The organism is Roseovarius sp. ZX-A-9, assembly GCF_028369135.1.
GTDB lineage: Bacteria > Pseudomonadota > Alphaproteobacteria > Rhodobacterales > Rhodobacteraceae > Roseovarius.
On record NZ_JAPWHW010000013.1, the window covers coordinates 113,415 to 135,860 of the forward strand.

Sequence of the window (22,446 nt, forward strand, 5' to 3'; positions counted from 1 at the left end):
ATGGGCATTAATGTAGAACTGATTATCTATGCCCTCATCTTCGTGGGTGTTCTGGCCCTTGTCGAAGGCATCTACCTGACGGTCTTCGGCAAATCCATCAGCCTCAACAGCCGGGTTAACCGCCGGCTGGAAATGCTGGACAAGGGTGGCAACCGCGAAGAAGTGATGGAGAAGCTGCGCAAGGAGATGCAGCAGCATCTCAAGGCACGGCGCATCCCGCTCTACTCGATCCTGTCGGCAAAGGCGCAGAAGGCCGCAATCGCATTCTCTCCCAAACAGCTGATCATGCTGATGGGCGGGCTGGCGGTTCTGGCCTTTATCGGCCTGTCGGTGGGTACCACGACCTCTTTTCCGGTGCGCGCAGTCGTCGCTGTCGCGATGGGCGTCGGCGGCGTGTTTACCTGGATTTCAATGAAAGCCGGCAAGCGGACCGCGCTACTGGAAGAGCAACTGCCAGACGCGATCGAGCTGATGGTCCGCTCTTTGCGTGTGGGGCATCCTTTTTCCTCCGCGATCTCGATCGTCGCGGGCGAAGTCGGTGATCCGCTGGCAACTGAATTTGGTATTATCGCCGATGAGGCCGCTTATGGCCGCGACGTCGGTGAAGCGCTCAAGGAAATGGCCGAACGGCTGGACATGCAGGATTTGCGCTTTCTTGCCGTGGCCGTGACCATTCAACAGCAGTCAGGTGGTAATCTGGCCGAAATCCTCGCAGGGCTGGCCAAGGTGATCCGCGCGCGGTTCCGCCTGTTCCGCCGCGTGAAAGCGATCACCGCCGAGGCCAAGTGGTCAGGTAAATTCCTGTCGGGCTTTCCCTTGTTGGCGCTGGTCGGGATTCAGCTGATCGATCCGAACTACTATGACAAGGTTCTGGATCACCCCTACTTCATTCCCGCCTGTCTGGCCGTCGGTTCATTTCTGGTGCTGAACCTGATCGTCATGCGCGCCCTTGTGAATATCAAAGTCTGAGAGGCCATGTGATGTCATTCCTCACCGAAACCCTGCACGACACGCTTGGACCCTTTGGCCCGCTCATAGCCGTTGGTACGCTGGGCGTGCTCCTGATCATGATCGCGATTTGGATTTATATGAACCAGCGCGACGATCCGCTGACCAAGCTGAAGAAATCGCAAACCGCCACCACCACGGGCCAGACCAGCGCCCAGAAACTGCGCTCGGGCAGTCGCAACGAAAAGCTGGACAAATACGCCACCTTCCTCGAGCCGCAGGATGAAAAGAGCTATTCGGCCATGCGTCTGACGCTGATGCAGGCGGGCTACCGCCATCGCGACGCGGTGCGCTATTTCCACTTTGCGCAATTCTCTCTCGGGATCGGGTTCCTGGTGCTGGGCGTTCTCTACTACGTCGCGTTCAAATCCGGCGGCGAAACCGACACCAAAAGCATGCTGCTGTATATCCTCGGCCCCGGCGGTGCCGGATACATGCTTCCGAAATACTGGATCACCAAACGGCAGCAGACCCGCCAGGACGAGATCACCGACGGCTTTCCCGACAGTCTGGACATGATGCTGGTTTGTATCGAAGCGGGCCAATCTCTGGACCAGTCAATCATTCGCGTCAGCGAGGAAATGCGCGCGTCCTATCCCGCGCTCGCGGAAGAGTTCGAAATTGTCAGCCAGCAGATCAAGGCGGGTCGTGACAAGGCATCGGTTCTCAATGAAATGGCGGAACGCTGCGGGGTGCAGGATATCACCAGCTTTGTCACCGTTCTCGTGCAGTCGCAGACCTTTGGTACATCCATCGCAGACGCGTTGCGCGTCTATGCTGGCGAAATGCGTGACAAGCGCGTGATGCGCGCCGAAGAAAAAGCCAACAAGCTGCCAACAAAGATGACATTGGCCACGATGATGCTTACAGTTCCCCCACTGTTGATCATTCTTGTCGGCCCGTCGGTTCTTGGTATCATGGAATTGACCTCGATGAGTTCGCATTGATCCAAAGATAAAAACAAGGGGCCTGATGAAACGAGCGGGCGCAGTAGTTCTGGGAATTCTGATGCTGGCAGGTTGCGCAGAGCGCGATCTGCCCGACAATCCCTATGCGCCCGGCGTATCCCGGTCCGGCGCTGCCGTCGATGGCGCGATCGTCGGCCACCGACTGATCCGCGCGGGCGAACACGAAATGGCCATCAAGGCATTCTCGCGCGCCGCAGTCGACGAGGGTATGACGCCTGAAATCCTCATCGGTCTCGGCAGCGCGAACCTTGGGTTGGGCCGTCTGGGCCAGGCCGAAGACCTGCTGCGCCAGGCCGTCGAAGCCGACCCGAAATCACCCGAAGCATGGAACAATCTGGGCGTCGTTCTGATGGAAAAGGGCGACGTCGCCGAGGCCAGCCAAGTTTTTCGCCGCGCTTACGCGCTCGACAATGGCCAAAGTGACTCAATTCGCGATAATTTGCGGTTGGCACTCGCAAAACTCGAAGATTCCTACTATGCTGAGGAAGAGGAACAAAATTATAAAATGATACGGCGCGGCGACAGCGACTATCTGATCCGCACGATATCATAACGAGGCTAAGGCAGTATAAGGACGCAAAAAATGCGCCACCCCATCCTTTTTACGCTCTGCGCAATGGGCAGTTTGACGCTGGCCGCATGCGAGAAATCGGACAACGCGACCGTGGAACGCTCGTTTCAGGGGGTTAACGTCGTTGACGAAAGCAACCTGAACGATGTCATGCTGACAGTGGCCGATCCCAACGAGGCGGTCACATATTTCCAGCGCACCGCAGGTGAGCAACCCGACAGGATCGACCTGCAACGCAATCTCGCCAAATCCCTGGTGCGCGCCAAGCGCAATACCGAGGCCGCCGCCGCTTGGAAGCGGGTGACCGAACACAAGGATTCGGGCGACGAGGACAAGGTCGATCTGGCCGATGCGCTGATCCGCAACAATGAATGGGAGCGGGCCGAGGCCGTGCTTGATACGGTGCCGCCCACCTACGAGACATTCAAGCGATACCGGCTGGAAGCGATGATCGCCGACAGCAACAAGGATTGGAAAGCCGCCGACAGTTTTTATGAAACTGCTGTTGGCCTGACGACCCGGCCCGCTGGCGTGATGAACAACTGGGGCTATTCCAAGCTGACGCGCGGCGATTTCCCGGATGCGGAACGGCTCTTTACCGATGCGATCCGCCTTGATCAGTCGCTGTTCACCGCCAAGAACAACCTCGTTCTGGCACGTGGGGCACAGCGCAATTACACGCTGCCCGTGATGCCTGTCAGCCAGTCAGAACGCGCGCAATTGCTGTATACGCTGGGTCTCACCGCGATCAAGCAAGGCGATATGGTCACCGGCAAGGGCCTGTTGCGCGACGCGATTGATACGCACCCGCAGCATTTCGAAGCCGCTGTGCGCTCCTTGCGCGCCCTGGATGGTTAATATGTGCAATTAGGGCAAGTTGCGCTCGATCAAACCTCCACATCAGGTTGAACGCCTGAAGCCGACAAAACGCAGTACGTAATAAACCAAACCACGAGGGGCCCGGCCCATGATGCAAATCACCGCAAGCTCGGCCATGTGGTTCCTGCCGTTTGTACTGCCCATCTGCCTGTGGGTTGCGTGGAGCGACCTGCGGGTGATGAAAATTCCCAACCTCGCGGTTCTGGCACTGGCAGCGGTCTTTGTCGTCATCGGCCTGATCGCGCTGCCGCTGGATCAATACCCGTGGCGCCTTTTGCAGCTGGGGATCGTCCTGCTCGTAGGGATCGTGATGAATGCGGCTGGGTTGATCGGCGCGGGGGATGCGAAATTCGCGGCTGCGGCCGCCCCTTTTATCGCGCTTGGCGATCTGCGCCTGCTCTGCGTCATTCTGGCCGCGAACCTGCTGGCCGGGTTCACGGCGCACCGAATCGCAAAATACACCGCGCTACGCCGGTTGGCCCCCGATTGGGAAAGCTGGTCACGCGGCAAGAAATTCCCCATGGGTCTGTGCCTGGGCGGCACGTTGGGGATCTATCTGGTTCTCGGGGCGCTTTACGGGGCGTGAGGGCTTGCGACCGGTGCCTTGCCACTTTTGTGCAGAAACGGCGCCCGCACAAAACGATTTGACGCCATAATTTGCGCATCTTTTTCTGGCAGTTTCAGCTGAACTTCATCTGAAACGAGGCCGCTCCCGATGAATATGCAAGTCACCACAGGTGTGAAACCGCCGCCGCCGCCCAGCCGGATCGAGGACATGAACCTGCCCATCGTGATGATGCGCGACATTCTGATCAAGACAATGTTCCGCAAATCGATTGATCTGGTCAGCGAGCTTGCGACCGCGCTCTGCCTGCCGCGGACTGTCACACAAGAACTGGTGGACATGGCCCGCGAGCAACGCCTTGTCGAGGCCACCGGCACGATGAGCGCCACGGCCGGTAGCGAAATGGGCTATCAATTGACCGATACTGGCAAGGCCCGCGCGCTCGACGCGTTGCAACAGTCGGAATATTACGGCGCGATGCCGGTGCCACTCAGCGCCTATGCCGAACAGGTCAAACGGCAGTCGATCCGCAACATCCAGATCACGCGCAGCGAACTGACCAAAGCGATGGGCCATCTGGTCTTGCCGGACAGCCTGCTTGACCATCTGGGCCCGGCGGTCAGCGCCGGCCGCTCGATCCTGATGTACGGACCGCCCGGCAACGGTAAGTCCAGTATTTCCAATGGTATCCGTGATGCCATGGGGGACAAGATATTTGTGCCACTGGCACTGGAATATGCCGGTCAGGTGATCACCGTCTACGACCCTATCGTGCATTCCAAGGCCGAGGCCGAAGCGGACGATCCCAACAGCCTGCGCCGCAATCGCACGTTCGATGCGCGCTATGTGCGGTGTGAACGCCCCACCGTGATCACCGGTGGTGAATTGACGCTCGACATGCTCGATCTGGTCTACAACCCGACCGCACGCACCTATCAGGCGTCGCTGCAGCTAAAGGCGACGGGCGGGATCTTCATCGTCGACGACCTTGGCCGTCAGGTCGAGCCGCCGCAAAACCTTGTGAACCGCTGGATCGTGCCGCTGGAAGAATCCAAGGATATTCTGGCCCTTCAATCGGGCGAGAAATTCGAGGTGCCGTTTGACACGCTGGCGATCTTCTCGACCAACTTCCATCCCAACAAGATTTTTGACCAAGCCGCGCTGCGCCGGATTTTCTACAAGATCAAGATCGACGGCCCGTCGCAGAAGGACTACCTGAAAATTTTTGCCATGGTCGCGCGCAAGAAGCAGCTACCGCTTGACGAAGCATCGCTGGTGCATCTGCTCAAGAAGAAATACCCGACGATCAACAACACCTATGCCAACTACCAACCGGTGTTTCTGATCGATCAGATCATTTCGATCTGCGAGTTCGAGGGGATTCCCTATCAGATGACTCCAGAACTGATCGACCGCGCCTGGGCCAACATGTTCGTCAAGGACGAAGATATCGTGAACTAACGTCCTTTGTCGGCTGTGAGAGCTTTCGTGAAATAATTCTCGGGAAAACCACAGTCTGCGCTTTAGATAGGGAGGAATGAAAACCCTCCCGCCCATTTTTCACCACTGGTTCGACACCCGTGGCTGGCAGGTCCACCCGCACCAGCAGGCAATGCTGGAGCGCAAGGATGCCCCCGCCCTGCTGCTGATCGCCCCCACGGGCGGCGGCAAGACGCTGGCGGGGTTCCTGCCCACTTTGGTCGATCTGGCGGAGGGTTATCACGCTGGGTTGCACACGCTCTATATCTCCCCTCTCAAGGCACTTGCGGCTGACATCCGGCGAAACCTGACGACCCCCGTGACCGAGATGGGCCTGCCCATCCGGATCGAAGACCGCACCGGCGATACATCCCAAAGCGCCAAGCGCCGCCAACGCGTCGATCCGCCGCATATCCTGCTGACCACGCCAGAGAGCCTGGCGCTACTGACCTCCTACGAGGATGCGCCACGCATATTCGCAGGGCTGAAGCGCGTCGTGGTGGATGAAATCCATGCCCTCACCGAGAGCAAGCGCGGCGATCAACTGATGCTGGCGCTGGCACGGTTGCAGACGCTCTGCCCCGATCTGCGGCGGGTTGGCCTGTCGGCGACGGTCGAGGATCCGGAAGCGATTGCAAGGTTGCTTGCCCGGCACCCGGACAAGTGCGAGATCCTGCTGGCCGATCCCGGTCCCGATCCCGACATCGCCATGCTCCAAATTGATGAGCCGCCCCCTTGGGCTGGCGGTGGCGCGGCCCATTCGATCCCTGCGGTGATGGATCAGATCCGCAAGCACAACACCACGCTGATCTTTCACAACACCCGCGCGCAGGCCGAAATTTTCTTTCGTAATCTATGGCTTGCTAATAATGACAACCTGCCTATCGGCATCCACCACGGTAGCCTTGACCGAACGCAGCGACAGCGCGTCGAGGGCGCGATGCAGCGCGGCGAACTGCGCGCAATCGTCTGCACCGGCAGTCTTGATCTGGGGATCGACTGGGGCGACGTGGATCTGGTGATACAGGTCGGCGCGCCCAAGAACGTCAAGCGACTCGTGCAGCGGATCGGCCGCGCCAATCACCGCTACAACGCGCCCTCCAAGGCGCTCCTGGTGCCCGCCAACCGGTTCGAGGTGGTCGAGTGCCGCGCCGCGCTGCAAGCGGTTGCAGAGCATGATCTGGACGGCGATCCGCGCGGCCCCGGTCCGCTCGACGTGCTGTGTCAACAGATCCTGATCACCGCCTGCGCGGGGCCGTTCGACGCCGACACGCTCTATGCAGAGGTGATCACCGCCGGGCCCTATGCCGTGCTCACACGCGCCGATTTCGACGCCTGTCTCGATTTCTGCGCCACCGGTGGCTATGCGCTGCGCAGCTATGACCAGTGGCAGCGGCTGCTCCGGCGTCCCGATGGCCTGTGGCAATTGCGTGATCCGCGCAGCACAAGGCTGATCCGGATGAACCTCGGGACGATACAGGACAGCGATCTGCTGAAAGTGCGGATGAAACGCGCGCGCGGAGGCAAGCCCCTGGGCGAGGTGGAAGAGGCATTTGCCGCGACGCTCACGCCTGGCGATACCTTTTTGATCGGCGGCCAGGTGGTGCGCTACGAGGGCCTGCGCGAGATGACCGTCGAAGTGTCTCGCGACAAGGGACGCAAGCCCAAGATCGCGACGTTCTCCGGCACGAAGTTCGCCACTTCCACCCAGCTCAGTCAGCGCATTCTGACCATGTTCGCGCAAGACGACTGGCCGGAACTGCCGGACCACACACGCGACTGGCTGCATCTGCAACGGCAGATGTCACGTCTGCCCCAGCGCGGGCGGCTGCTGATCGAGAGCTTTGCGCATGAGGGGGGCGAACATGCCTGCATCTACGGTTTTGCCGGGCGCAACGCCCAGCAGACGCTGGGGCTGCTTCTAACCAACCGGATGGAGGCGCTGGGGCTGGCGCCGCTCGGCTTCGTGGCAACCGACTACGCGACGCTGATCTGGGGGCTGGAGCCACTGACCGACCCCGGTCCGCTGTTTGACCCTACCGGTCTGCGCGAGGGGCTGGACACCTGGCTGATGGGCAATGCGGTGATGAAGCGGACCTTCCGCACCTCGGCCACGATCGCGGGGCTGATCAACCGCAACACGCCGCAGGCGCGCAAATCCGGGCGGCAGGCGACGTTTTCCTCGGATATCCTTTATGACACGCTGGCACGCTACGATCCAGACCACCTATTGCTGCGCATCACCCGGCAAGAGGCGATGCGCGGTCTCGTGGATTTTGGCCGGATCGAGGAGATGATCGCACGGATTGGCGGGCGGATCGACCTGGTGCGTCTGCCGCGCGTCTCGCCTCTGGCCGCGCCGCTCTTTCTGGAAGTCGGGCGCACGCCGGTAGAGGGCGCAGGCGTAGAACGCCTGATGGATGAAGAGACAAAGCGGCTGATGGAGGCGTCAGGGCTCGGCGCACTGCCCGGCGCGCCGTAAGCCTGCGCTTACCCCGCCTGAATGCTTTCAAGATAGGCCAGCAGTGCAGCCAGCGGGCGCGGCGTTGGCGTCAAGGTGCCATCGCCCGTGTCCACCGGAACGGTGGGGCCGGTCAGCAACGCACCGAATTCCGGCATTTGCTGGCCGGGTTGAGCCGCACGGTGATAGCCGTCGATCGTCGACAAGACGCGGGCACGCGGAAACACCCCATTCCGAGACAACACCGTGAGGTTAGCCGGCTTGGGGTCAACCACCGATGCCCAAGCGCCATCACCTTTGCCCGTCGCGCCGTGGCACTGGCTGCAATACTGCGCGTATAGCGCGCGGCCTTCATCCGGCTCCGGCATGGATACGGTTGTGCATGCGACCAGAAAGCCGAGGATTGTCAGGGATATCAGATACTTCATGATGGGCCTCCTGCCCGCAACCTGCGTGGTTTGGCGCCGAGGCGCCTTGATCTGGCGCAACGCGCCCCGAAACGCCCCGCTCCGTGGCACCCCGCCCATGTCACCGTCGCACTGGCGAGGCGGCTCCGCAAGGGACCACGGAACCGCTAATCAGGCCAGCTTGCCAGCCAGCGCCCGATCAATCAGCGCGATTGTCTCATCCACACCGTAAAGCGCGATGAACCCGCCGAACCGCGGCCCCTGGCTCGCGCCCAGCAGCACCTCGTAGAGCGCCTTGAACCAGTCGCGCAGAGGATCGAACCTGTCACGCCCCACCGTATAAACCACCGATTGCAATGCCTCGTCTTCCAACGGACCATCGTATTCGGACAATGCCGTGCGCAGCGCCTGCAACGCTTCACGCTCAACCTCTGTCGGAGCGCGGTAGACTTTCTGCGGTTTCACGAAATCGTTGTAGTAGCGCAGCGCAAATCCCACGGCCTGATCCATGTCGGGATGGGTCTCGGCACTGGTCTCGGGCGCGTAACGCTGGATGAAGCCCCAGAGTTGATCCTTTTCCTCGGCCCCGGCGACGGAGGCAAGGTTTAGCAACATCGCGAAGGGCACCACCATATTGCTGGTGGGCACGTTCTGCCCGTGGATATGAAACACGGGGTTATTCACCTGCGCCGCAGCGTCTTGGTTTGGAAAGGCGCGCAATTGCTGATGGTATTCATCCACTGCCTTGGGGATCACGTCGAAATGCATCCGCTTGGCCGTCTTGGGCTTTTGGTACATGAAATACGACAGGCTCTCGGTCGCGGCATAGCTGAGCCACTCGTCAATCGAGATGCCGTTGCCCGAGGATTTGCTGATCTTCTGCCCACCCTCGTCGAGGAACAGCTCGTAGGTGAAATGCTCGGGCTTGCGACCACCGAGAATCTCGCAAATCCGGTCATAGATCGGCGTGTTGGTGCTGTGATCCTTGCCGTACATCTCGAAATCGACATCCAGCGCCGCCCAACGCGCGCCGAAATCCGGCTTCCATTGCAATTTGACATTACCACCAGTGACCGGCAGCGTCATTTCGCTGCCGTCTTCGTCATCAAAGGTGATCGTGCCTGCCTTCGCATCCACATGCTTGATCGGGACATACATGACCCGCCCGGTTACGGGGTGAATCGGCAGAAAGATCGAATAGGTTTGCTGGCGTTCTTCACGCAAACTCTTGAGCATAACCTTCATCACGTCGTCGTAGCGTTCGGCGGCGCGCAACAGCACCTCGTCGAACTGGCCCGACCGGTAGAATTCGGTGGCCGAAATGAATTCGTACTCGAACCCGAAAGTGTCGAGGAAACGCCGCAGCATGGCGTTGTTATGCCCGCCAAAGCTCTGGTATTTTCCGAAGGGGTCCGGCACCGAAGTCAGCGGCTTTTGCAAATGCTCTTGCAGGGCTTCGGGGTTCGGCACGTTGCCGGGGACCTTGCGCATACCGTCGAGGTCGTCCGAGAAGCAGAGCAGCTTGGTCGGGATATCGCTGATCAATTCGAATGCGCGGCGGATCATCGTGGTCCGCGCAACCTCGCCAAACGTACCGATATGCGGCAAGCCACTGGGGCCATAGCCGGTTTCGAACAAGACATAGCCCTTGGCGGGCGGGGCCTTTTCGTACCGTTTCAGCACACGGCGCGCTTCTTCAAAAGGCCAGGCTTTCGATTGCATCGCGGCGTCGCGCAGATCGGACATTTGAAACACTCCTGATTTCCCGCGGCACTTGAGCGCGCCACAGGTCCGCTGCTACCTATTGCCGAGGCAGGCCACAGTCAATATTCTCTGGCGCAACGCCCCGCGCAAAGGACCCCCCCCGATGACCGACCAAATCCAACACCCCCTCAGCCCGCAGGATTGTCTTGTCGCTGTAATGGTCGCAGTTTCGGCCTCGGATGAGAACATCCGTACCGCGGAACTCGTCAAGATCGAGACAGCAGTGAACAACCTGCCCGTGTTCGCGGATTATGATCTGGACCGTATGAACAGCACCGCACAGACGGTCTTTGACCTGTTTGCAGTCGAGGAAGGGCTTGATGCGCTCTTTGGCCTCTTGCGCGACAACCTACCCGAACGCCTTTATGAAACCGCCTATGCACTGGCCTGCGATGTGGCCGCCGCCGATGGCAAGCTTGAGCATTCCGAATTGCGGTTGCTCGAGGAAATCCGCTATGAGCTGAACATCGACCGCCTGCACGCCGCCGCGATCGAGCGCGGATCGCGGGCACGGCACATGACGCTCTGAGAGCAACCCCAAATCGGCATTTCCATTGGCTCGAATCAACGGCTTAATGGGTACGACAGATCAGGAGACCCCTATGCGTTGCGTTTTCGTGAACATCCGCTGCCGCCCCGGCACCACCTACACGGTCGCCGAGAAAATCGCTCTGCGCGAGTTGCATTCAGAACTATATTCGACCTCCGGACCGTTCGACCTGTTGCTCAAGCTCTACATCCCTGAAGACGAGGATGTGGGCAAATTCATCAATGATGGCCTGCTTGGCATCGACGGCATCGAACGGACCGAAACAACCCTGACATTCAAGGCATTCTGATCCATGTCCAAGCTGATCGAGGCGCTCGCCGGGATTACCGGTCCCGCTCATGTTTTGACCGGTGCCGACGCCGCACCCTACACCGTCGACTGGGAAGACACGCCCCAGGGTGATCCGATCGCGGTGGTCCGGCCTGCCAACACGGCCGAAGTATCTGCCATTCTGCGCCTGGCGAATGAAACGCACACGCCTGTCGTGCCGATTTCCGGCAATACCAGCCTCGCGGGCGGCACCGCGGCCGACGGGGCGATCCTGCTGTCCATGGCGCGGATGAATGCCATTCGTGATATTCGCCCTTCGGCACGCACGGCGGTGGTCGAGGCTGGCGCGATCCTGAGCAGCATCCATGACGCCGTGGCTGAACATGGTCTGGTCTTTCCGCTGTTTTTCGGCGCGCGCGGCTCGGCGATGATCGGCGGCGCGCTGTCGACCAATGCCGGCGGCTCCAACGTGGTGCGTTACGGCAATACCCGCGATCTGTGTCTTGGCATCGAAGCCGTGCTGCCCTCCGGCGAGGTCGTGGACCTGATGCGCCAGTTGCACAAGGACAATTCCGGTTACGACTTGCGCCATCTGCTGATCGGCGCCGAGGGTACGCTCGGGATCATCACCGCCGCCGTGCTCAAGCTGTATCCCGCCCCATTGGCTCACGCCACCGCGATGCTGGCGGTCGAAAGCGTGGATGATGCGCTGGGTCTGCTCAACCGGTTGCAGCGCGAAACAGGCGGTGCGGTGCAGGCGTTCGAATACATGCCCCGCGCCTATATCGACGCGCATCTGGAACGCTTCCCGGACGCGCGCGCGCCGTTCGACGAAAGCCACGACATCAATATCTTGCTGGAGATCGCCACCACCCGCCCGGACGAGGCTGCGCCCGGCGACGACGGCCAGACCCCGATTGCCGCGCATCTCGAAGCGGCCCTGGCCGCGCTTTTCGAGGATGGCAAACTGATCGACGCCGTGGTGGCACAGAACGAAGCGCAACGCGCCGAAATGTGGGCCCGCCGAGAGGCCGCCGCCGAGGTCTGCCGCCTGCATGATCCGATCATCATCAACGATATCGCGGTACCGCTCGACCAGATGCAGACGCTGCTGGACCGGATCGAAGCGATCATTGCGGCGCATGATCCAGCCGCTCGGGATATCACGGTGGGGCATCTGGGTGACGGCAACCTGCATTTCTCGTGCTGGCCCTCGACCGATGACACCGCCGTGCATGACGCGATCCACGACGAAGTCGAGCAGGCGACCATCGATCTGGGCGGCAGCTTTTCGGCAGAGCACGGCATCGGCACGCATAAGCGCGACAGCATGGCCAAGCACAAAAACCCCGGCGCGCTGAGCGCGATGTGGGCGATCAAGACTGCGCTTGATCCGAACGGCATCCTCAACCCCGGCAAGGTCCTGCCAGACGCCTGAAGAATTGGCGCGGCCCCGCGTCACGGGCCGCGCCTTGGTAGCTCAAGCCTTGGCGCGCGCGCCCTTGGGGTCGTACATCGGGCGCAGGCTGACTTCGGCCGCAACCCGCGTGCCGGCCACGTCGATCTCGTAGGACGAGGCCAGCAACTGTTCTGCAGTCTCACCTTCGCAGGGCACGTAGCCCATACCGATGGCACCGCCCAGCGTATGACCGTAATTGCCGGAGCTGAGGTAGCTCACGATCTCACCGTCTCGCACCACAGGCTCGTTGTGATAGAGCAGCGGCTCCGGGTCGGTCAGGCGGAACTGAACCATGCGGGTTTTCAGCCCGGTCTCCTTCTTGCGCAGAACCGCGTCCCGGCCGACGAAATCAGGCTTGCCCGTCTTGACGGCAAAGCCCAGCCCGGCCTCCAGCACGTGATCCTCGCAGGTGATGTCATGGCCAAAGTGGCGGAACCCCTTTTCGATCCGGCAACTGTCCATCATATGCATGCCGCACAGTTTCAGCCCCATGTCCTGCCCGGCCTCCCAGAGGGTCTCGAATGCGTGACCCGCCATGTCGGCGCCGACGTAGATCTCCCACCCCAGTTCGCCCACATAGGTCACACGGTGGGCGCGGGCCAATCCCATGCCCAGTTCAATCTCCTGCGCTGTGCCGAACGGGTTCACCTCGTTGCTGAAATCATTCGGTGAGACCTTTTGCAGCAGCTTGCGCGCGCTCGGTCCCATCACAGCCAGCACACCCTCGCCTGCCGTCACATCGGTGATCACCACGTTGAAATCGCCCTTGTGGCGCATCATCCATGTCTGATCGGCCAGCCGGGTCGCCGCAGGCGTCACGACCAGATACGCCGTCTCGCTCAGCCGGGTGACGGTCACATCGGCCTCAATCCCGCCACGATTATTCAGGAATTGGGTATAGACGATCTTGCCCACCGGCACCGAATAGTCGCCGCCGCCGACGTAATTCAAGAACGCTTCGGCATCCGGCCCTTCGACGCGCAGCTTGCCAAAGGACGACATGTCATACATGCCCACGTTTTCGCGGACGGCCTTGTGCTCGGCGGCGGCGTTGCCGAACCAATTCTGCCGTTTCCAGCTATATTTGTATTCGCGCTCCTGACCTTCATTCGCAAACCAATTGGCACGCTCCCACCCGGCGGCTTCGCCCATCACCGCGCCCTGGTCCAGCAGGTGCTGGTGGAACGGCGTGCGACGCACACCGCGTGCTGTGCGTTTTTGCAGGTACGGGAAGTGATCGGCATAGAGCAGGCCCAAGGTCTCCTTGGAGCGCTCGAACAGGTAATGCTTGTTCCCCTGAAATGGCTGCATCCGGCTGACATCCACATCGCCCAGATCAAACGGCTTTTCGCCGCTATCCATCCATTGGCTGAGCGCATGACCCGCGCCGCCTGCCGATTGAATCCCGATCGAGTTGAAGCCACAGGCGACCCAGACATTGTCCATCTCGGGCGCGAGGCCAAGGTGATAGGCGTCATCGGGGGTAAAGCTTTCGGGGCCGTTGAAGAAGGTATGAATACCTGCCTCTGCCAGCATCGGCAGACGGTTGCAGGCGGCCTCCAGGATCGGCTCGAAATGATCGAAATCCTCAGGCAACTGGTCGAACTCGAAGCTGTCGGGGATGCCGTCCATCCCCCAAGGCTTCGAATGCGGCTCGAACGCACCAAGGAGAATTTTGCCCGCGTCTTCCTTGTAGTACGCGCATTCATCGGGCACGCGCAGCACCGGCATCTGCTTCAGGCCTTCAATCGCCTCGGTCACGATGTAGAAATGCTCGCAGGCGTGCAGCGGTACGTTGACTCCTGCCATGCGGCCAACCTCGTGGCCCCACATACCCGCACAATTCACGATCATCTCGCAGGCGATATGGCCCTGGTCGCTGCCATCATCGGCGGCCCAATCCACGCCGGTGACGCGGCGACCAGCGCGTTTGAGGCCCGTCACCTTGACCCTCTCGCGGACCAGCGCCCCATTCTGGCGTGCGCCCTTGGCCAGCGCCAGCGCGATATTGGCCGGATCGGCCTGCCCATCAGTGGGCAGCCAGACGCCGCCCGTGACGCCATCAAGGTTGATATGCTCGTACTTTTCCTTGACCTCGGCGGGCGACAATTCTTCAACCGGCACGCCAAATGCGCGGGCCATCGCTGCCTGACGAAACAGCTCTTCGCGGCGCTCTTCGGTCAGTGCGGCCGACACCGACCCACCCTGACGCAGCCCCGTGGCGACGCCTGTTTCGGCCTCCAACCCTTTGTATAGTTCAGCAGAATACTTGGCGAGCTTGGTCATGTTCTGACCTGCACGCAATTGGCCAATCAGGCCTGCTGCATGCCATGTTGTGCCCGAAGTCAGCTGCTTGCGCTCCAACAAGACCACATCTTTCCAACCCATTTTAGCCAGATGATAGGCCACCGAACATCCGACAACGCCGCCGCCGATGATCACCACGCGTGCGCTCTGTGGAAGGTCTGTCATTTCTTTGTTGTCCTTTGTGTCTGAGAATATTTGTGGCTTGATGGATCCGCGCCGGTAGCGGCGTTTCAGACGATCTCGTGACCGGCAGCGCGCAGGCGCGCGGCCAGTTCGGCGATGTGATCGGGGCCCACCTCGCAGCAGCCGCCAACGATCGTTGCGCCCTGCCCGACCCAGCCCATCGCGAATTCGGCGTAGGCAACGGGATCCAGATCGGTGCGATGTTCCAGTGCGTCAACGGTTGGATTGTCTTGCTTGAACTCTTCGGTGATCCGGGTAAAGCCGTTGGCGTAGGCACCAAAGGGACGCCCGAACCCCGCGATGATTTCCAGCGCAGCCTCCACCGCCTCGGGGCGCGAACAGTTGACCAGCACCGCGTCCGGCGCGTGACGCGCGACGATCTCGGCCAGATCTGCCACCGGTTCGCCGGACCGCAGCATGGTGCCGTCATCATCGTCCACCGTCACGGCCAGCCAGACCGGTTTCGTGCTGCCCGCGCAGCCGGTCAAGGCACCGTCCGCATGGGCAAGAGAGGCCACTGTTTCGACAAGAAAGAGATCGACCTTGTCCTGCATCAACCCAACGAGTTCGCTGTAAAGCGGTGCGGCAACCGCGACCGGTGGGCAAATATCGGGCCGGTAGGATGCCCCGAGCGGGCCAAGCGACCCCGCGATACGGCCCGCTCCAGCCGCGTCTCGTGCCGCCTCGGCCTCGGTCAACGCGCATTCGATCAGCGTTTCGAACTGCGGTTCCATATCGACCTTGGCCAGCCGGTCGCGATGCACCGCGTAGGTATTGGTCGTGGCTACCGTCGCGCCCACATCAAAATAATCGGCGTGGACCTGCCGGACGATACCGGGCTTTTCCATCATCACGCTGGTGGACCACAAGAAAGTCGCCCGGTCACCGGAGCGTTTGACGATTTCCTGTCCGATGGAACCGTCGAGAAGGGTTATCTGTGCCATGGTTAAATCTCCGCAATGTCCGTGCCTTCAGGCGCTGTCGACTGGTCTTCGGTCATGCCCCACACATGGGGCGGCGGGCCGGGCAGAACGCCCGGCCTACGGTTCACGTCAGGCGCGCAAACGCTCGTTCTGCGGATCCCACAGCGGCTGATCGGGCTGAACCACGGCGCGACAGCGCTTGCCGTAGATATCGACCTCCAGCTCAGTGCCCGGTGTCGCCAGATCGGCGCGCAGCATGCCCAAGGCGATGCTTGCATTCACGCGGTAACCGTAGCCGCCGCTGGTGGTCTCGCCCACCACCTCTCCGTCGTGCAGAAGCGTGGACATGTAGGGCGCATCCGCCTCTTCGGCGTCCACCAGCAACGTGACAAATCGCTTCTTCGAACCTTGTTGTTTTTCCGCCAGCAAGGCCGCTTTACCGACGAAATCCTGCGGTTTGTCGAACTTGATGAACCGCTCCAGCCCGCCTTCAAGCAGAGTGTAATCGGTGGACAGATCGCCCTTCCATGTACGGTAGCCCTTTTCGATCCGCAGCGCATCGAGCGCGTACATGCCAAAGGGCGTGGCCCCCGCATCAAGGATGGAATCGTAGATCGTTGGCATGTCGTCGTTCGCGGCATGAACTTCCCAACCCAGCTCGCCCGCAAAGCTGACCCGCGCGAGGAACGCAGGCTTGCCCGCCACGGTGCAGTGTTGGTGGGTGAGCCAGCCCAGCGTCAGATCGGCATCCGTCAGCGGCGCCAGCAGATCGCGGGATTTCGGGCCAGTGACAATAAGTGCGCTGCGCTCGGTCGTCGTCTCGTTCACGGTCACGCCCTCGGGCACGGACTGGCGGATCAGATCGCCGTCATGCCATTGCGCCGTGGCGGCAGTGATCAGCACAAAGCTGTCTTCGGCAAGGCGTATGCAGGACATCTCGGTCTTGATCCGCCCCCGGCTGTCAGAGACATAGACGAGGTTCATCCGGCCAATCTTGGGCAATGCGCCGGCCACGAAACCGCGCAGCCATTCATCCGCCCCCTCTCCCTGAAGCCAGAACCGGGAAAAGCCCGGCAGATCCAGCACGCCGCAACCGTCGCGCACCGCTTCGCATTCCTCGCGGATACGGGCCTCCCACGGGCCGGAGCGGCCCCAGGTCTGCGTGCTCTCTTCAGAGACGTCATCGCCCGGTTTGGCGAACCAGTTGGCGCGCTCCCAGCCGTTATAGGCGCCCATCACACCGCCCAACTCGCGCACGCGGGCGTCGTTCGGCCCCAGCTTCTTGTCGCGACCTGCGGGCCATTCGTGATGCGGGAAATGCATGGCGTATTCGTGGCCATAGGTTTCCTTGGCCTTTGCCAGACAATAATCGTGATCGGTGTAATCGGTATAGCGGCGCGGATCGACGGCCCACATGTCATGCTCGGTCTCGCCATGCATGACCCATTCGGCCGCGACCTTGCCCGCGCCACCACCCTGGGTGATGCCGAAAGTAAAGACGCAGGCCTCATAGGCATTTGTCACGCCGGGCATCGGCCCGATCAGCGGCAACCCGTCAGGCGCGTAGGGGATGGGGCCGTTGATCACCCGTCCTACCCCGGCGCTACCCAATATCGGCACACGCGCCATCGCGTCCTCGATATACCATTCCAGCCGCTCCAGATCGTCGGGGTAAAGCTGGAAACTGAAATCTTCGGGCATCGGATCATCGGGCGTGACCCAATGGGCGCGGCAGTTCCGCTCGTAGGGGCCAAGGTTCAGGCCGTTCTTGTCCTGACGCAGATAGTAAGAGCTGTCGACATCACGCAAAAGCGGCACCTTGTGCCCCTGCGCGGCGGTCCAGTCCTTCAATTCGCCGATTTCTTCTGTCAGGAAATACTGGTGGCTCATCGTCACCATGGGCACGGTACGCCCGCCGAATGGCTTGAACCACTCCCCGACGCGCTGCGCATAATAGCCAGCGGCGTTCACCACTTTTTCGCAGCGGATATCGCCCTTGTCGGTGTGCACGATCCATTCGTCGCCGTCGCGGCTGATGCCGGTGGCGGGGCAGAAGCGTTCGATCCGCGCCCCCATCTGACGCGCGCCCTTGGCCAGCGCCTGTGTCAGCTGCGCGGGGTCGATATCGCCATCCGCCGGGTCCCAGAGACCACCGGCCAGATCGTGCGTTTCGATGAACGGATAGCGGTCCTTGATGTCGTCAAGGCTCATCATATCCAGCGCGATGCCCTGATGGCGGCCCATGGAGCAGGCGCGCTCGAATTCCTGCATGCGCTCCTTGCTGTGTCCCAGCCGGATCGAGCCGGTCACATGGTAGTTCATCGGGTAATCCACCTCGGCCTCGAGCCGCGAGTAGAGATCCAGAGAGTAGCGTTGCATGTTCATGACCGCCCAGGAGGTCGAGAAATTCGGGCAGTTGCCCGCCGCATGCCAGGTGGAGCCTGCGGTCAGTTCGTTTTTCTCCAGCAATACGCAATCGCTCCAGCCGCCCTTGGCCAGATGGTAGAGCGTCGAGGTTCCCACCACTCCGCCACCGATGATGACCACGCGGGCCGTGTTTGGAAAGTCAGCCATGTATCCGTCTCCCTATTCGTCGTACGTTGTCTCGCCCGGCGGTTAGCTGTGCGCGTCTTGTGGCAGCCCGTCGGAAATGTCGTAGTAATCGCCCTTGTCCGCGACAAAGATGTGCCGGGTCATTTTCAGGCCCGTGGGATTGTCGATCGCCCCCAGCGCAAAGCTGATCGTGTCCTCGGCATCGGCAGCCCAGAACAGGAACGAACCGCAAGTCGGGCAAAATCCGCGTTTGGCGTCCGCGCTTGCCGCGTACCACCTCACGTCTCCGGTGATGCGCAGCGCGTCCTTTGGCACATAGGCAGAGGCCCAGACATGGCCCGACTGGCGGCGACACTGGCCGCAATGGCAGGCGCAGGCACCTTGTGGCTCGGCGGTTGTTTCAAATGTGACGGCGCCACACAGGCAATGTCCATTGGTCATGGCTCAGACCCTTCCCACAGGTGCGGCAGTGCTACCCAAAAGCACGCCGTATATGATGAAACAGCAAGCCAGCGCGCGGCGCAGCCAGACGTTGAAGACAGCGCCCAGCGCGGCACGGCCCAGCCCGGCGCCGAGGCCGGTGTAGCCCAGATAGCTGAGAGCCGTGAGGCTGAGCGCGGTGGGGAAGATGACCCACATCTGTGACCAGATCGGCACGTCGGGCTGCACGAACTGGCTGAACGCTGCCAGGTACCCTGCGACACTCTTGGGGTTGATCGTGGCGATGGCAAAGGCGCGCCAATAAACGGATCCGGCGGGGCGCTCTTCCATCCTGACGGGCGTGCGCGCCATGATCCAGCCTCGGATGCCGAGATAGACCAAAAACCCGGCACCGATCAGCTTGGCCACCTGAAAACCAATGGGCGATGCGGTAAGAAGCGCGGTCACGCCCAGCGCCGACAGCGTCAGGAATAGCGCCGCCTGCGTCAGAATCGCGGCAACCCCCGGCAAGGCGCGACGAAACCCGATGGTCATACCATTGGTGATGCAGTTGACCGCGTTGGGGCCGGGCGTGGTCACGAAGACCGCCCAGAACACCGCGAACATGATCCATGCCTCTGCGCTCATGTCGCCCCCTCAGTACACGGGCGGGGCGATCACCCAGATCACCACGGCAGGTTGGTCATAGGGGTTGATCCACTCGAACGGTTCGTTCTTGATCCGAAAGCTGTCACCCTGACCGACGGTAAAGTGGCGCCCAGCGATCACCAGATCAAGCTGACCGGATACGATGTAACCGACCTCTTGGGTTGGCCGCTCGATGATCTCGCCACGGCGGCTATGCGGCGCGAATGTGGAATGCACGACCTCGAAATCGTCAGTAAGATCGGGCGAGAGCAGTTCTTCGACCAACCCTGCCGGGGCCGAGCCAATCTGGCGGCGGGCATGACGGCGCACCACATGCCCGGCCTCGTCGGCGGGGGCAGCGGAATGGCCGAAAAGCAGCGACACGGAGACATCGAGCGCCGCCGCGATGTGACGCAAGTCCGTGACCGACGCCTCGGAGAGGTCCCGCTCGACCTGGCTGAGCCAGCCGACCGAACGCCCCAGCCGCTCAGCCAGATCGCTGAGCGTGACACCGCGCGCCTTGCGCAGAGCCCGCAGATCGGCCCCGAGGGTGCGCGTTTTAGAGGGATCGGTTTGGTGCAAGGGGATCTCATCCGTGAAATATTGGCCTGTAATTTCACGGTGCGTCGATTCTATGAAAAAATCAAATATTTTTTCATGGAGAGGTCAAGGCACGGCCCTTTCAAAGACCTGGGCAAGAAGCATTCCCAATCCATCCGCGTCTGTTTGGGTGAAGGCGTCAGGTTGGTTGCTGTCGATATCGAGCACGGCGATCAGCCGTCCGGCACTGTCGCGGACCGGCAGCACGATCTCGGACCGGGTGCTGCTGGCGCAGGCGATATGCCCCTCAAATGCATTCACGTCAGAGACCAGTTGCACCTGCCCCGTGCGGGCCGCGGCGCCACAGACCCCTCGGGTAAACGGGATCTGCAGGCAGCCATGCCCGCCTTGATAGGGGCCGATCTTCAGCATTCCGGGCGCCGTGACCCGGTAGAACCCGGTCCAGTCGAACCGGTCATCGGCATGGTGCAATTCGCAGGCCATCGTGGCCATCAGAGCGATTTCATCGTCCTCGCCCCCTGTCAGAGAGGCGAGGGTCTTGGAAAGGTCGGCGTAGTCAATTTGCATGTCGCGCACCTTGAAAGGCTTGGGAACGGAGGCCAGCCCCCTACGTTGAAAATCAGGGGATTTTCAACGTGCCACGGGATATTTACAGGCCAGAAGGTGAGGCATCAGACACGCTCGATTGCGATGGCGGTCCCTTCGCCGCCGCCGATGCAGATGGCGGCGATGCCGCGCTTCATTCCGCGCTTCTCCAGAGCGTTCAGCAACGTGACCATGATCCGTGCGCCGCTGGCCCCGATCGGGTGGCCCAGCGCGCAGGCACCGCCATTCACGTTCATCCGGTCGCGCGCGATGCCCATCTCGTGCATGAAGGCCATCGGCACCACGGCAAACGCCTCGTTCACTTCCCACAGGTCCACATCATCAACGCCCCAGCCCAGACGTTTCAGCAGTTTCTGTGCTGCGGGCACTGGTGCCGTGGTGAACCACCCGGGGGCCTGTGCGTGGCTGGCATGGCCAAGGATGCGGGCGCGGATGTTCAGGCCCTGTGCCTGTGCCGCCTCCTCCGAGGCAATGACCAGCGCCGCCGCCCCGTCGGAGATGGACGAGGCATTGGCCGCTGTAACCGTGCCATCCTTGCGAAAGGCGGGCTTCAACTGCGGGATCTTCTCGGGCCGGGCCTTGGCGGGTTGTTCATCCACCCCCACCGTGACCTCGCCCTTGCGCGTCTGGAGCGTGACCGGCGCAATCTCACCGTCAAAGCCACCGCCGGACTGCGCGGCAAGCGCGTTGGTCAGGCTGCGTATGGCGTATTCATCCTGCGCCTCGCGGGTGAACTGGAATTTCTCGGCGCAATCCTCGGCGAAAGTGCCCATCAGGCGCCCCTTGTCATAGGCATCCTCCAGCCCATCGAGAAACATGTGGTCCTGCACCTCTGCATGGCCGATTCGCGCGCCACCCCGCATCTTGGGCAGCAGATAAGGCGCATTCGACATGCTCTCCATCCCGCCCGCGATCATGGTGTCCGCATGGCCAAGGGCGATCTGGTCGCAGGCGATCATCGCCGCCTTCATCCCCGATCCGCACATCTTGTTCAGCGTGGTGGCGGGAACCTCCTGACCGAGGCCCGCAGCGAACCCTGCCTGGCGTGCCGGGGCCTGCCCCTGCCCGGCTGGCAGAACGCAGCCCATCAGCACCTCGTCCACCGTCTGCGAGCGTGCATCCTCCAGCGCCGCGCGGATCGCGACCCCTCCCAGCAGACTGGCCGGGGTGCCGTCAAAATCCCCCTGAAATCCGCCCATCGGCGTGCGTGCCGCCCCTGCGATCACCACGTTTTTCATGTCAAAGCTCCTCGTGCTTGCTGTGTCATGCATACCGAATGGTAAGGAATGCAGTCTAGTCTGCCGCGTAATTATACGTAGCCCCGGAGGGCCCCATGGACCTGTCGATTGCCCGCGAGGGCGCCATTGCCATCATCACCGTCAATGCCACCCGCATCGACGCATCAACGGCCATTCAGTTCAAGGATGAAATGCGCAGCGCCACCGCCGAGGCAGGCGATCATATCGTCCTTGACCTAGGCCAAGTCGAATTCATCGATTCCAGCGGGCTGGGCGCCATCGTCGCGGCGATGAAGCAGCTTGGGCCGGGCCGCAAGCTTGATCTGGCGGCACTGACCCCGGATGTGGACAAGGTATTTCGCCTGACCCGGATGGATACGGTTTTCGACATCCACGGTAGTCTGGATTCTGTCGGGGAACGAGCGGCTGTTTAAGGCGTTTTGCGGCTTTCTTGAATCAGGGAAATTTCACAAAGCCCACCTTCCCTCATAGTGTGGGCGTTTGCTCTCCAGACTGACATGTCGGAGGATCATCCGTGCCCCAAGGTGAGGTGGTGTAACCTTGTGTCTGGAAATTTGATTGGCGCTGGCGCCATGAGCCCCTGCCGGGGCGCGCCCCGGCAGGGG

At 61.4% G+C, this 22,446-nt stretch carries 21 protein-coding genes; 11 read left to right on the forward strand and 10 right to left on the reverse strand.

Features of this window, described 5'->3' with window-relative positions; genetic code table 11:
• From O3306_RS13890 to O3306_RS13920, 7 genes are all read left to right on the forward strand, one after another.
• Nucleotides 1–969 carry a type II secretion system F family protein gene (locus tag O3306_RS13890; RefSeq protein ID WP_272008340.1) on the forward strand — a complete coding sequence of 323 codons (969 nt, stop codon included), beginning with the start codon at nucleotides 1–3 and terminating at the stop codon, nucleotides 967–969.
• Nucleotides 970–980: 11 nt separating this feature from the next.
• Nucleotides 981–1,955 (forward strand): type II secretion system F family protein, encoded by a 975-nt coding sequence (locus tag O3306_RS13895; RefSeq protein ID WP_272008342.1) that lies wholly within the window; start codon nucleotides 981–983, stop codon nucleotides 1,953–1,955.
• 25 nt (nucleotides 1,956–1,980) lie between these two features.
• Entirely contained in the window at nucleotides 1,981–2,529 is a 549-nt protein-coding gene (locus tag O3306_RS13900; protein ID WP_272008344.1) for a tetratricopeptide repeat protein, read from the forward strand.
• Nucleotides 2,530–2,559: 30 nt separating this feature from the next.
• Nucleotides 2,560–3,405 (forward strand): tetratricopeptide repeat protein, encoded by an 846-nt coding sequence (locus O3306_RS13905; RefSeq protein ID WP_272008346.1) that lies wholly within the window; start codon nucleotides 2,560–2,562, stop codon nucleotides 3,403–3,405.
• A 112-nt stretch (nucleotides 3,406–3,517) separates the two neighbouring features.
• Nucleotides 3,518–4,012 carry a prepilin peptidase gene (locus O3306_RS13910; protein WP_272008387.1) on the forward strand — a complete coding sequence of 165 codons (495 nt, stop codon included), beginning with the start codon at nucleotides 3,518–3,520 and terminating at the stop codon, nucleotides 4,010–4,012.
• A gap of 129 nt (nucleotides 4,013–4,141) precedes the next feature.
• Nucleotides 4,142–5,452: an ATPase gene (locus O3306_RS13915; RefSeq protein ID WP_272008348.1), complete on the forward strand. Its 1,311-nt coding sequence runs from the start codon at nucleotides 4,142–4,144 to the stop codon at nucleotides 5,450–5,452.
• A gap of 76 nt (nucleotides 5,453–5,528) precedes the next feature.
• Nucleotides 5,529–7,952 (forward strand): ligase-associated DNA damage response DEXH box helicase, encoded by a 2,424-nt coding sequence (locus O3306_RS13920; protein WP_272008350.1) that lies wholly within the window; start codon nucleotides 5,529–5,531, stop codon nucleotides 7,950–7,952.
• 8 nt (nucleotides 7,953–7,960) lie between these two features.
• On the opposite strand, the gene O3306_RS13925 is transcribed toward O3306_RS13920, so the two are convergent.
• The gene (locus O3306_RS13925; protein ID WP_272008352.1) at nucleotides 7,961–8,359 is read right to left on the reverse strand and encodes a c-type cytochrome; all 399 of its coding nucleotides are present in this window, start codon (nucleotides 8,357–8,359) and stop codon (nucleotides 7,961–7,963) included.
• A 150-nt stretch (nucleotides 8,360–8,509) separates the two neighbouring features.
• Entirely contained in the window at nucleotides 8,510–10,084 is a 1,575-nt protein-coding gene (locus O3306_RS13930; protein ID WP_272008353.1) for a lysine--tRNA ligase, read from the reverse strand.
• A 121-nt stretch (nucleotides 10,085–10,205) separates the two neighbouring features.
• Here O3306_RS13930 and O3306_RS13935 point away from each other — a divergent pair, with 121 nt between their 5' ends.
• The 3 genes from O3306_RS13935 to O3306_RS13945 all read left to right on the forward strand — a co-directional run bounded on the left by O3306_RS13935 (nucleotide 10,206) and on the right by O3306_RS13945 (nucleotide 12,360).
• Nucleotides 10,206–10,631, forward strand: a complete 426-nt coding sequence (locus O3306_RS13935; RefSeq protein WP_272008355.1) for a tellurite resistance TerB family protein — start codon at nucleotides 10,206–10,208, stop codon at nucleotides 10,629–10,631.
• Between the two features lie 73 nt (nucleotides 10,632–10,704).
• The gene (locus O3306_RS13940) at nucleotides 10,705–10,941 is read left to right on the forward strand and encodes an Lrp/AsnC ligand binding domain-containing protein (RefSeq protein WP_272008357.1); all 237 of its coding nucleotides are present in this window, start codon (nucleotides 10,705–10,707) and stop codon (nucleotides 10,939–10,941) included.
• A 3-nt stretch (nucleotides 10,942–10,944) separates the two neighbouring features.
• Entirely contained in the window at nucleotides 10,945–12,360 is a 1,416-nt protein-coding gene (locus tag O3306_RS13945) for an FAD-binding oxidoreductase (protein ID WP_272008359.1), read from the forward strand.
• 42 nt (nucleotides 12,361–12,402) lie between these two features.
• On the opposite strand, the gene O3306_RS13950 is transcribed toward O3306_RS13945, so the two are convergent.
• From O3306_RS13950 to O3306_RS13985, 8 genes are all read right to left on the reverse strand, one after another.
• The gene (locus O3306_RS13950; RefSeq protein WP_272008361.1) at nucleotides 12,403–14,853 is read right to left on the reverse strand and encodes a GcvT family protein; all 2,451 of its coding nucleotides are present in this window, start codon (nucleotides 14,851–14,853) and stop codon (nucleotides 12,403–12,405) included.
• Between the two features lie 65 nt (nucleotides 14,854–14,918).
• A complete protein-coding gene (locus O3306_RS13955; protein WP_272008363.1) occupies nucleotides 14,919–15,815 on the reverse strand; it encodes a homocysteine S-methyltransferase family protein in 897 nt (298 codons plus the stop codon).
• Between the two features lie 108 nt (nucleotides 15,816–15,923).
• Nucleotides 15,924–18,368: a GcvT family protein gene (locus O3306_RS13960; protein WP_272008365.1), complete on the reverse strand. Its 2,445-nt coding sequence runs from the start codon at nucleotides 18,366–18,368 to the stop codon at nucleotides 15,924–15,926.
• A gap of 42 nt (nucleotides 18,369–18,410) precedes the next feature.
• The gene (locus tag O3306_RS13965; protein ID WP_272008367.1) at nucleotides 18,411–18,788 is read right to left on the reverse strand and encodes a GFA family protein; all 378 of its coding nucleotides are present in this window, start codon (nucleotides 18,786–18,788) and stop codon (nucleotides 18,411–18,413) included.
• 3 nt (nucleotides 18,789–18,791) lie between these two features.
• Nucleotides 18,792–19,415, reverse strand: a complete 624-nt coding sequence (locus tag O3306_RS13970) for a LysE family translocator (RefSeq protein ID WP_272008369.1) — start codon at nucleotides 19,413–19,415, stop codon at nucleotides 18,792–18,794.
• Nucleotides 19,416–19,424: 9 nt separating this feature from the next.
• Entirely contained in the window at nucleotides 19,425–19,997 is a 573-nt protein-coding gene (locus O3306_RS13975; protein ID WP_272008370.1) for a helix-turn-helix domain-containing protein, read from the reverse strand.
• An 84-nt stretch (nucleotides 19,998–20,081) separates the two neighbouring features.
• Nucleotides 20,082–20,543 carry a GAF domain-containing protein gene (locus O3306_RS13980; RefSeq protein ID WP_272008372.1) on the reverse strand — a complete coding sequence of 154 codons (462 nt, stop codon included), beginning with the start codon at nucleotides 20,541–20,543 and terminating at the stop codon, nucleotides 20,082–20,084.
• 104 nt (nucleotides 20,544–20,647) lie between these two features.
• Entirely contained in the window at nucleotides 20,648–21,820 is a 1,173-nt protein-coding gene (locus tag O3306_RS13985; protein ID WP_272008373.1) for a thiolase family protein, read from the reverse strand.
• A gap of 95 nt (nucleotides 21,821–21,915) precedes the next feature.
• Here O3306_RS13985 and O3306_RS13990 point away from each other — a divergent pair, with 95 nt between their 5' ends.
• Nucleotides 21,916–22,254 carry an STAS domain-containing protein gene (locus O3306_RS13990; protein ID WP_272008376.1) on the forward strand — a complete coding sequence of 113 codons (339 nt, stop codon included), beginning with the start codon at nucleotides 21,916–21,918 and terminating at the stop codon, nucleotides 22,252–22,254.
• Nucleotides 22,255–22,446: the final 192 nt, after the last annotated feature.

Excerpts from the sequence above, each read along its gene's own strand:
- O3306_RS13890 (WP_272008340.1), top strand. The coding sequence starts at position 1 with ATGGGCATTAATGTAGAACTGATTATCTATGCCCTCATCTTCGTGGGT.
- O3306_RS13895 (WP_272008342.1), top strand. The coding sequence starts at position 981 with ATGTCATTCCTCACCGAAACCCTGCACGACACGCTTGGACCCTTTGGC.
- O3306_RS13900 (WP_272008344.1), top strand. The coding sequence starts at position 1,981 with ATGAAACGAGCGGGCGCAGTAGTTCTGGGAATTCTGATGCTGGCAGGT.
- O3306_RS13905 (WP_272008346.1), top strand. The coding sequence starts at position 2,560 with ATGCGCCACCCCATCCTTTTTACGCTCTGCGCAATGGGCAGTTTGACG.
- O3306_RS13910 (WP_272008387.1), top strand. The coding sequence starts at position 3,518 with ATGCAAATCACCGCAAGCTCGGCCATGTGGTTCCTGCCGTTTGTACTG.
- O3306_RS13915 (WP_272008348.1), top strand. The coding sequence starts at position 4,142 with ATGAATATGCAAGTCACCACAGGTGTGAAACCGCCGCCGCCGCCCAGC.
- O3306_RS13920 (WP_272008350.1), top strand. The coding sequence starts at position 5,529 with ATGAAAACCCTCCCGCCCATTTTTCACCACTGGTTCGACACCCGTGGC.
- O3306_RS13925 (WP_272008352.1), bottom strand. The coding sequence starts at position 8,359 with ATGAAGTATCTGATATCCCTGACAATCCTCGGCTTTCTGGTCGCATGC.
- O3306_RS13930 (WP_272008353.1), bottom strand. The coding sequence starts at position 10,084 with ATGTCCGATCTGCGCGACGCCGCGATGCAATCGAAAGCCTGGCCTTTT.
- O3306_RS13935 (WP_272008355.1), top strand. The coding sequence starts at position 10,206 with ATGACCGACCAAATCCAACACCCCCTCAGCCCGCAGGATTGTCTTGTC.
- O3306_RS13940 (WP_272008357.1), top strand. The coding sequence starts at position 10,705 with ATGCGTTGCGTTTTCGTGAACATCCGCTGCCGCCCCGGCACCACCTAC.
- O3306_RS13945 (WP_272008359.1), top strand. The coding sequence starts at position 10,945 with ATGTCCAAGCTGATCGAGGCGCTCGCCGGGATTACCGGTCCCGCTCAT.
- O3306_RS13950 (WP_272008361.1), bottom strand. The coding sequence starts at position 14,853 with ATGACAGACCTTCCACAGAGCGCACGCGTGGTGATCATCGGCGGCGGC.
- O3306_RS13955 (WP_272008363.1), bottom strand. The coding sequence starts at position 15,815 with ATGGCACAGATAACCCTTCTCGACGGTTCCATCGGACAGGAAATCGTC.
- O3306_RS13960 (WP_272008365.1), bottom strand. The coding sequence starts at position 18,368 with ATGGCTGACTTTCCAAACACGGCCCGCGTGGTCATCATCGGTGGCGGA.
- O3306_RS13965 (WP_272008367.1), bottom strand. The coding sequence starts at position 18,788 with ATGACCAATGGACATTGCCTGTGTGGCGCCGTCACATTTGAAACAACC.
- O3306_RS13970 (WP_272008369.1), bottom strand. The coding sequence starts at position 19,415 with ATGAGCGCAGAGGCATGGATCATGTTCGCGGTGTTCTGGGCGGTCTTC.
- O3306_RS13980 (WP_272008372.1), bottom strand. The coding sequence starts at position 20,543 with ATGCAAATTGACTACGCCGACCTTTCCAAGACCCTCGCCTCTCTGACA.
- O3306_RS13985 (WP_272008373.1), bottom strand. The coding sequence starts at position 21,820 with ATGAAAAACGTGGTGATCGCAGGGGCGGCACGCACGCCGATGGGCGGA.
- O3306_RS13990 (WP_272008376.1), top strand. The coding sequence starts at position 21,916 with ATGGACCTGTCGATTGCCCGCGAGGGCGCCATTGCCATCATCACCGTC.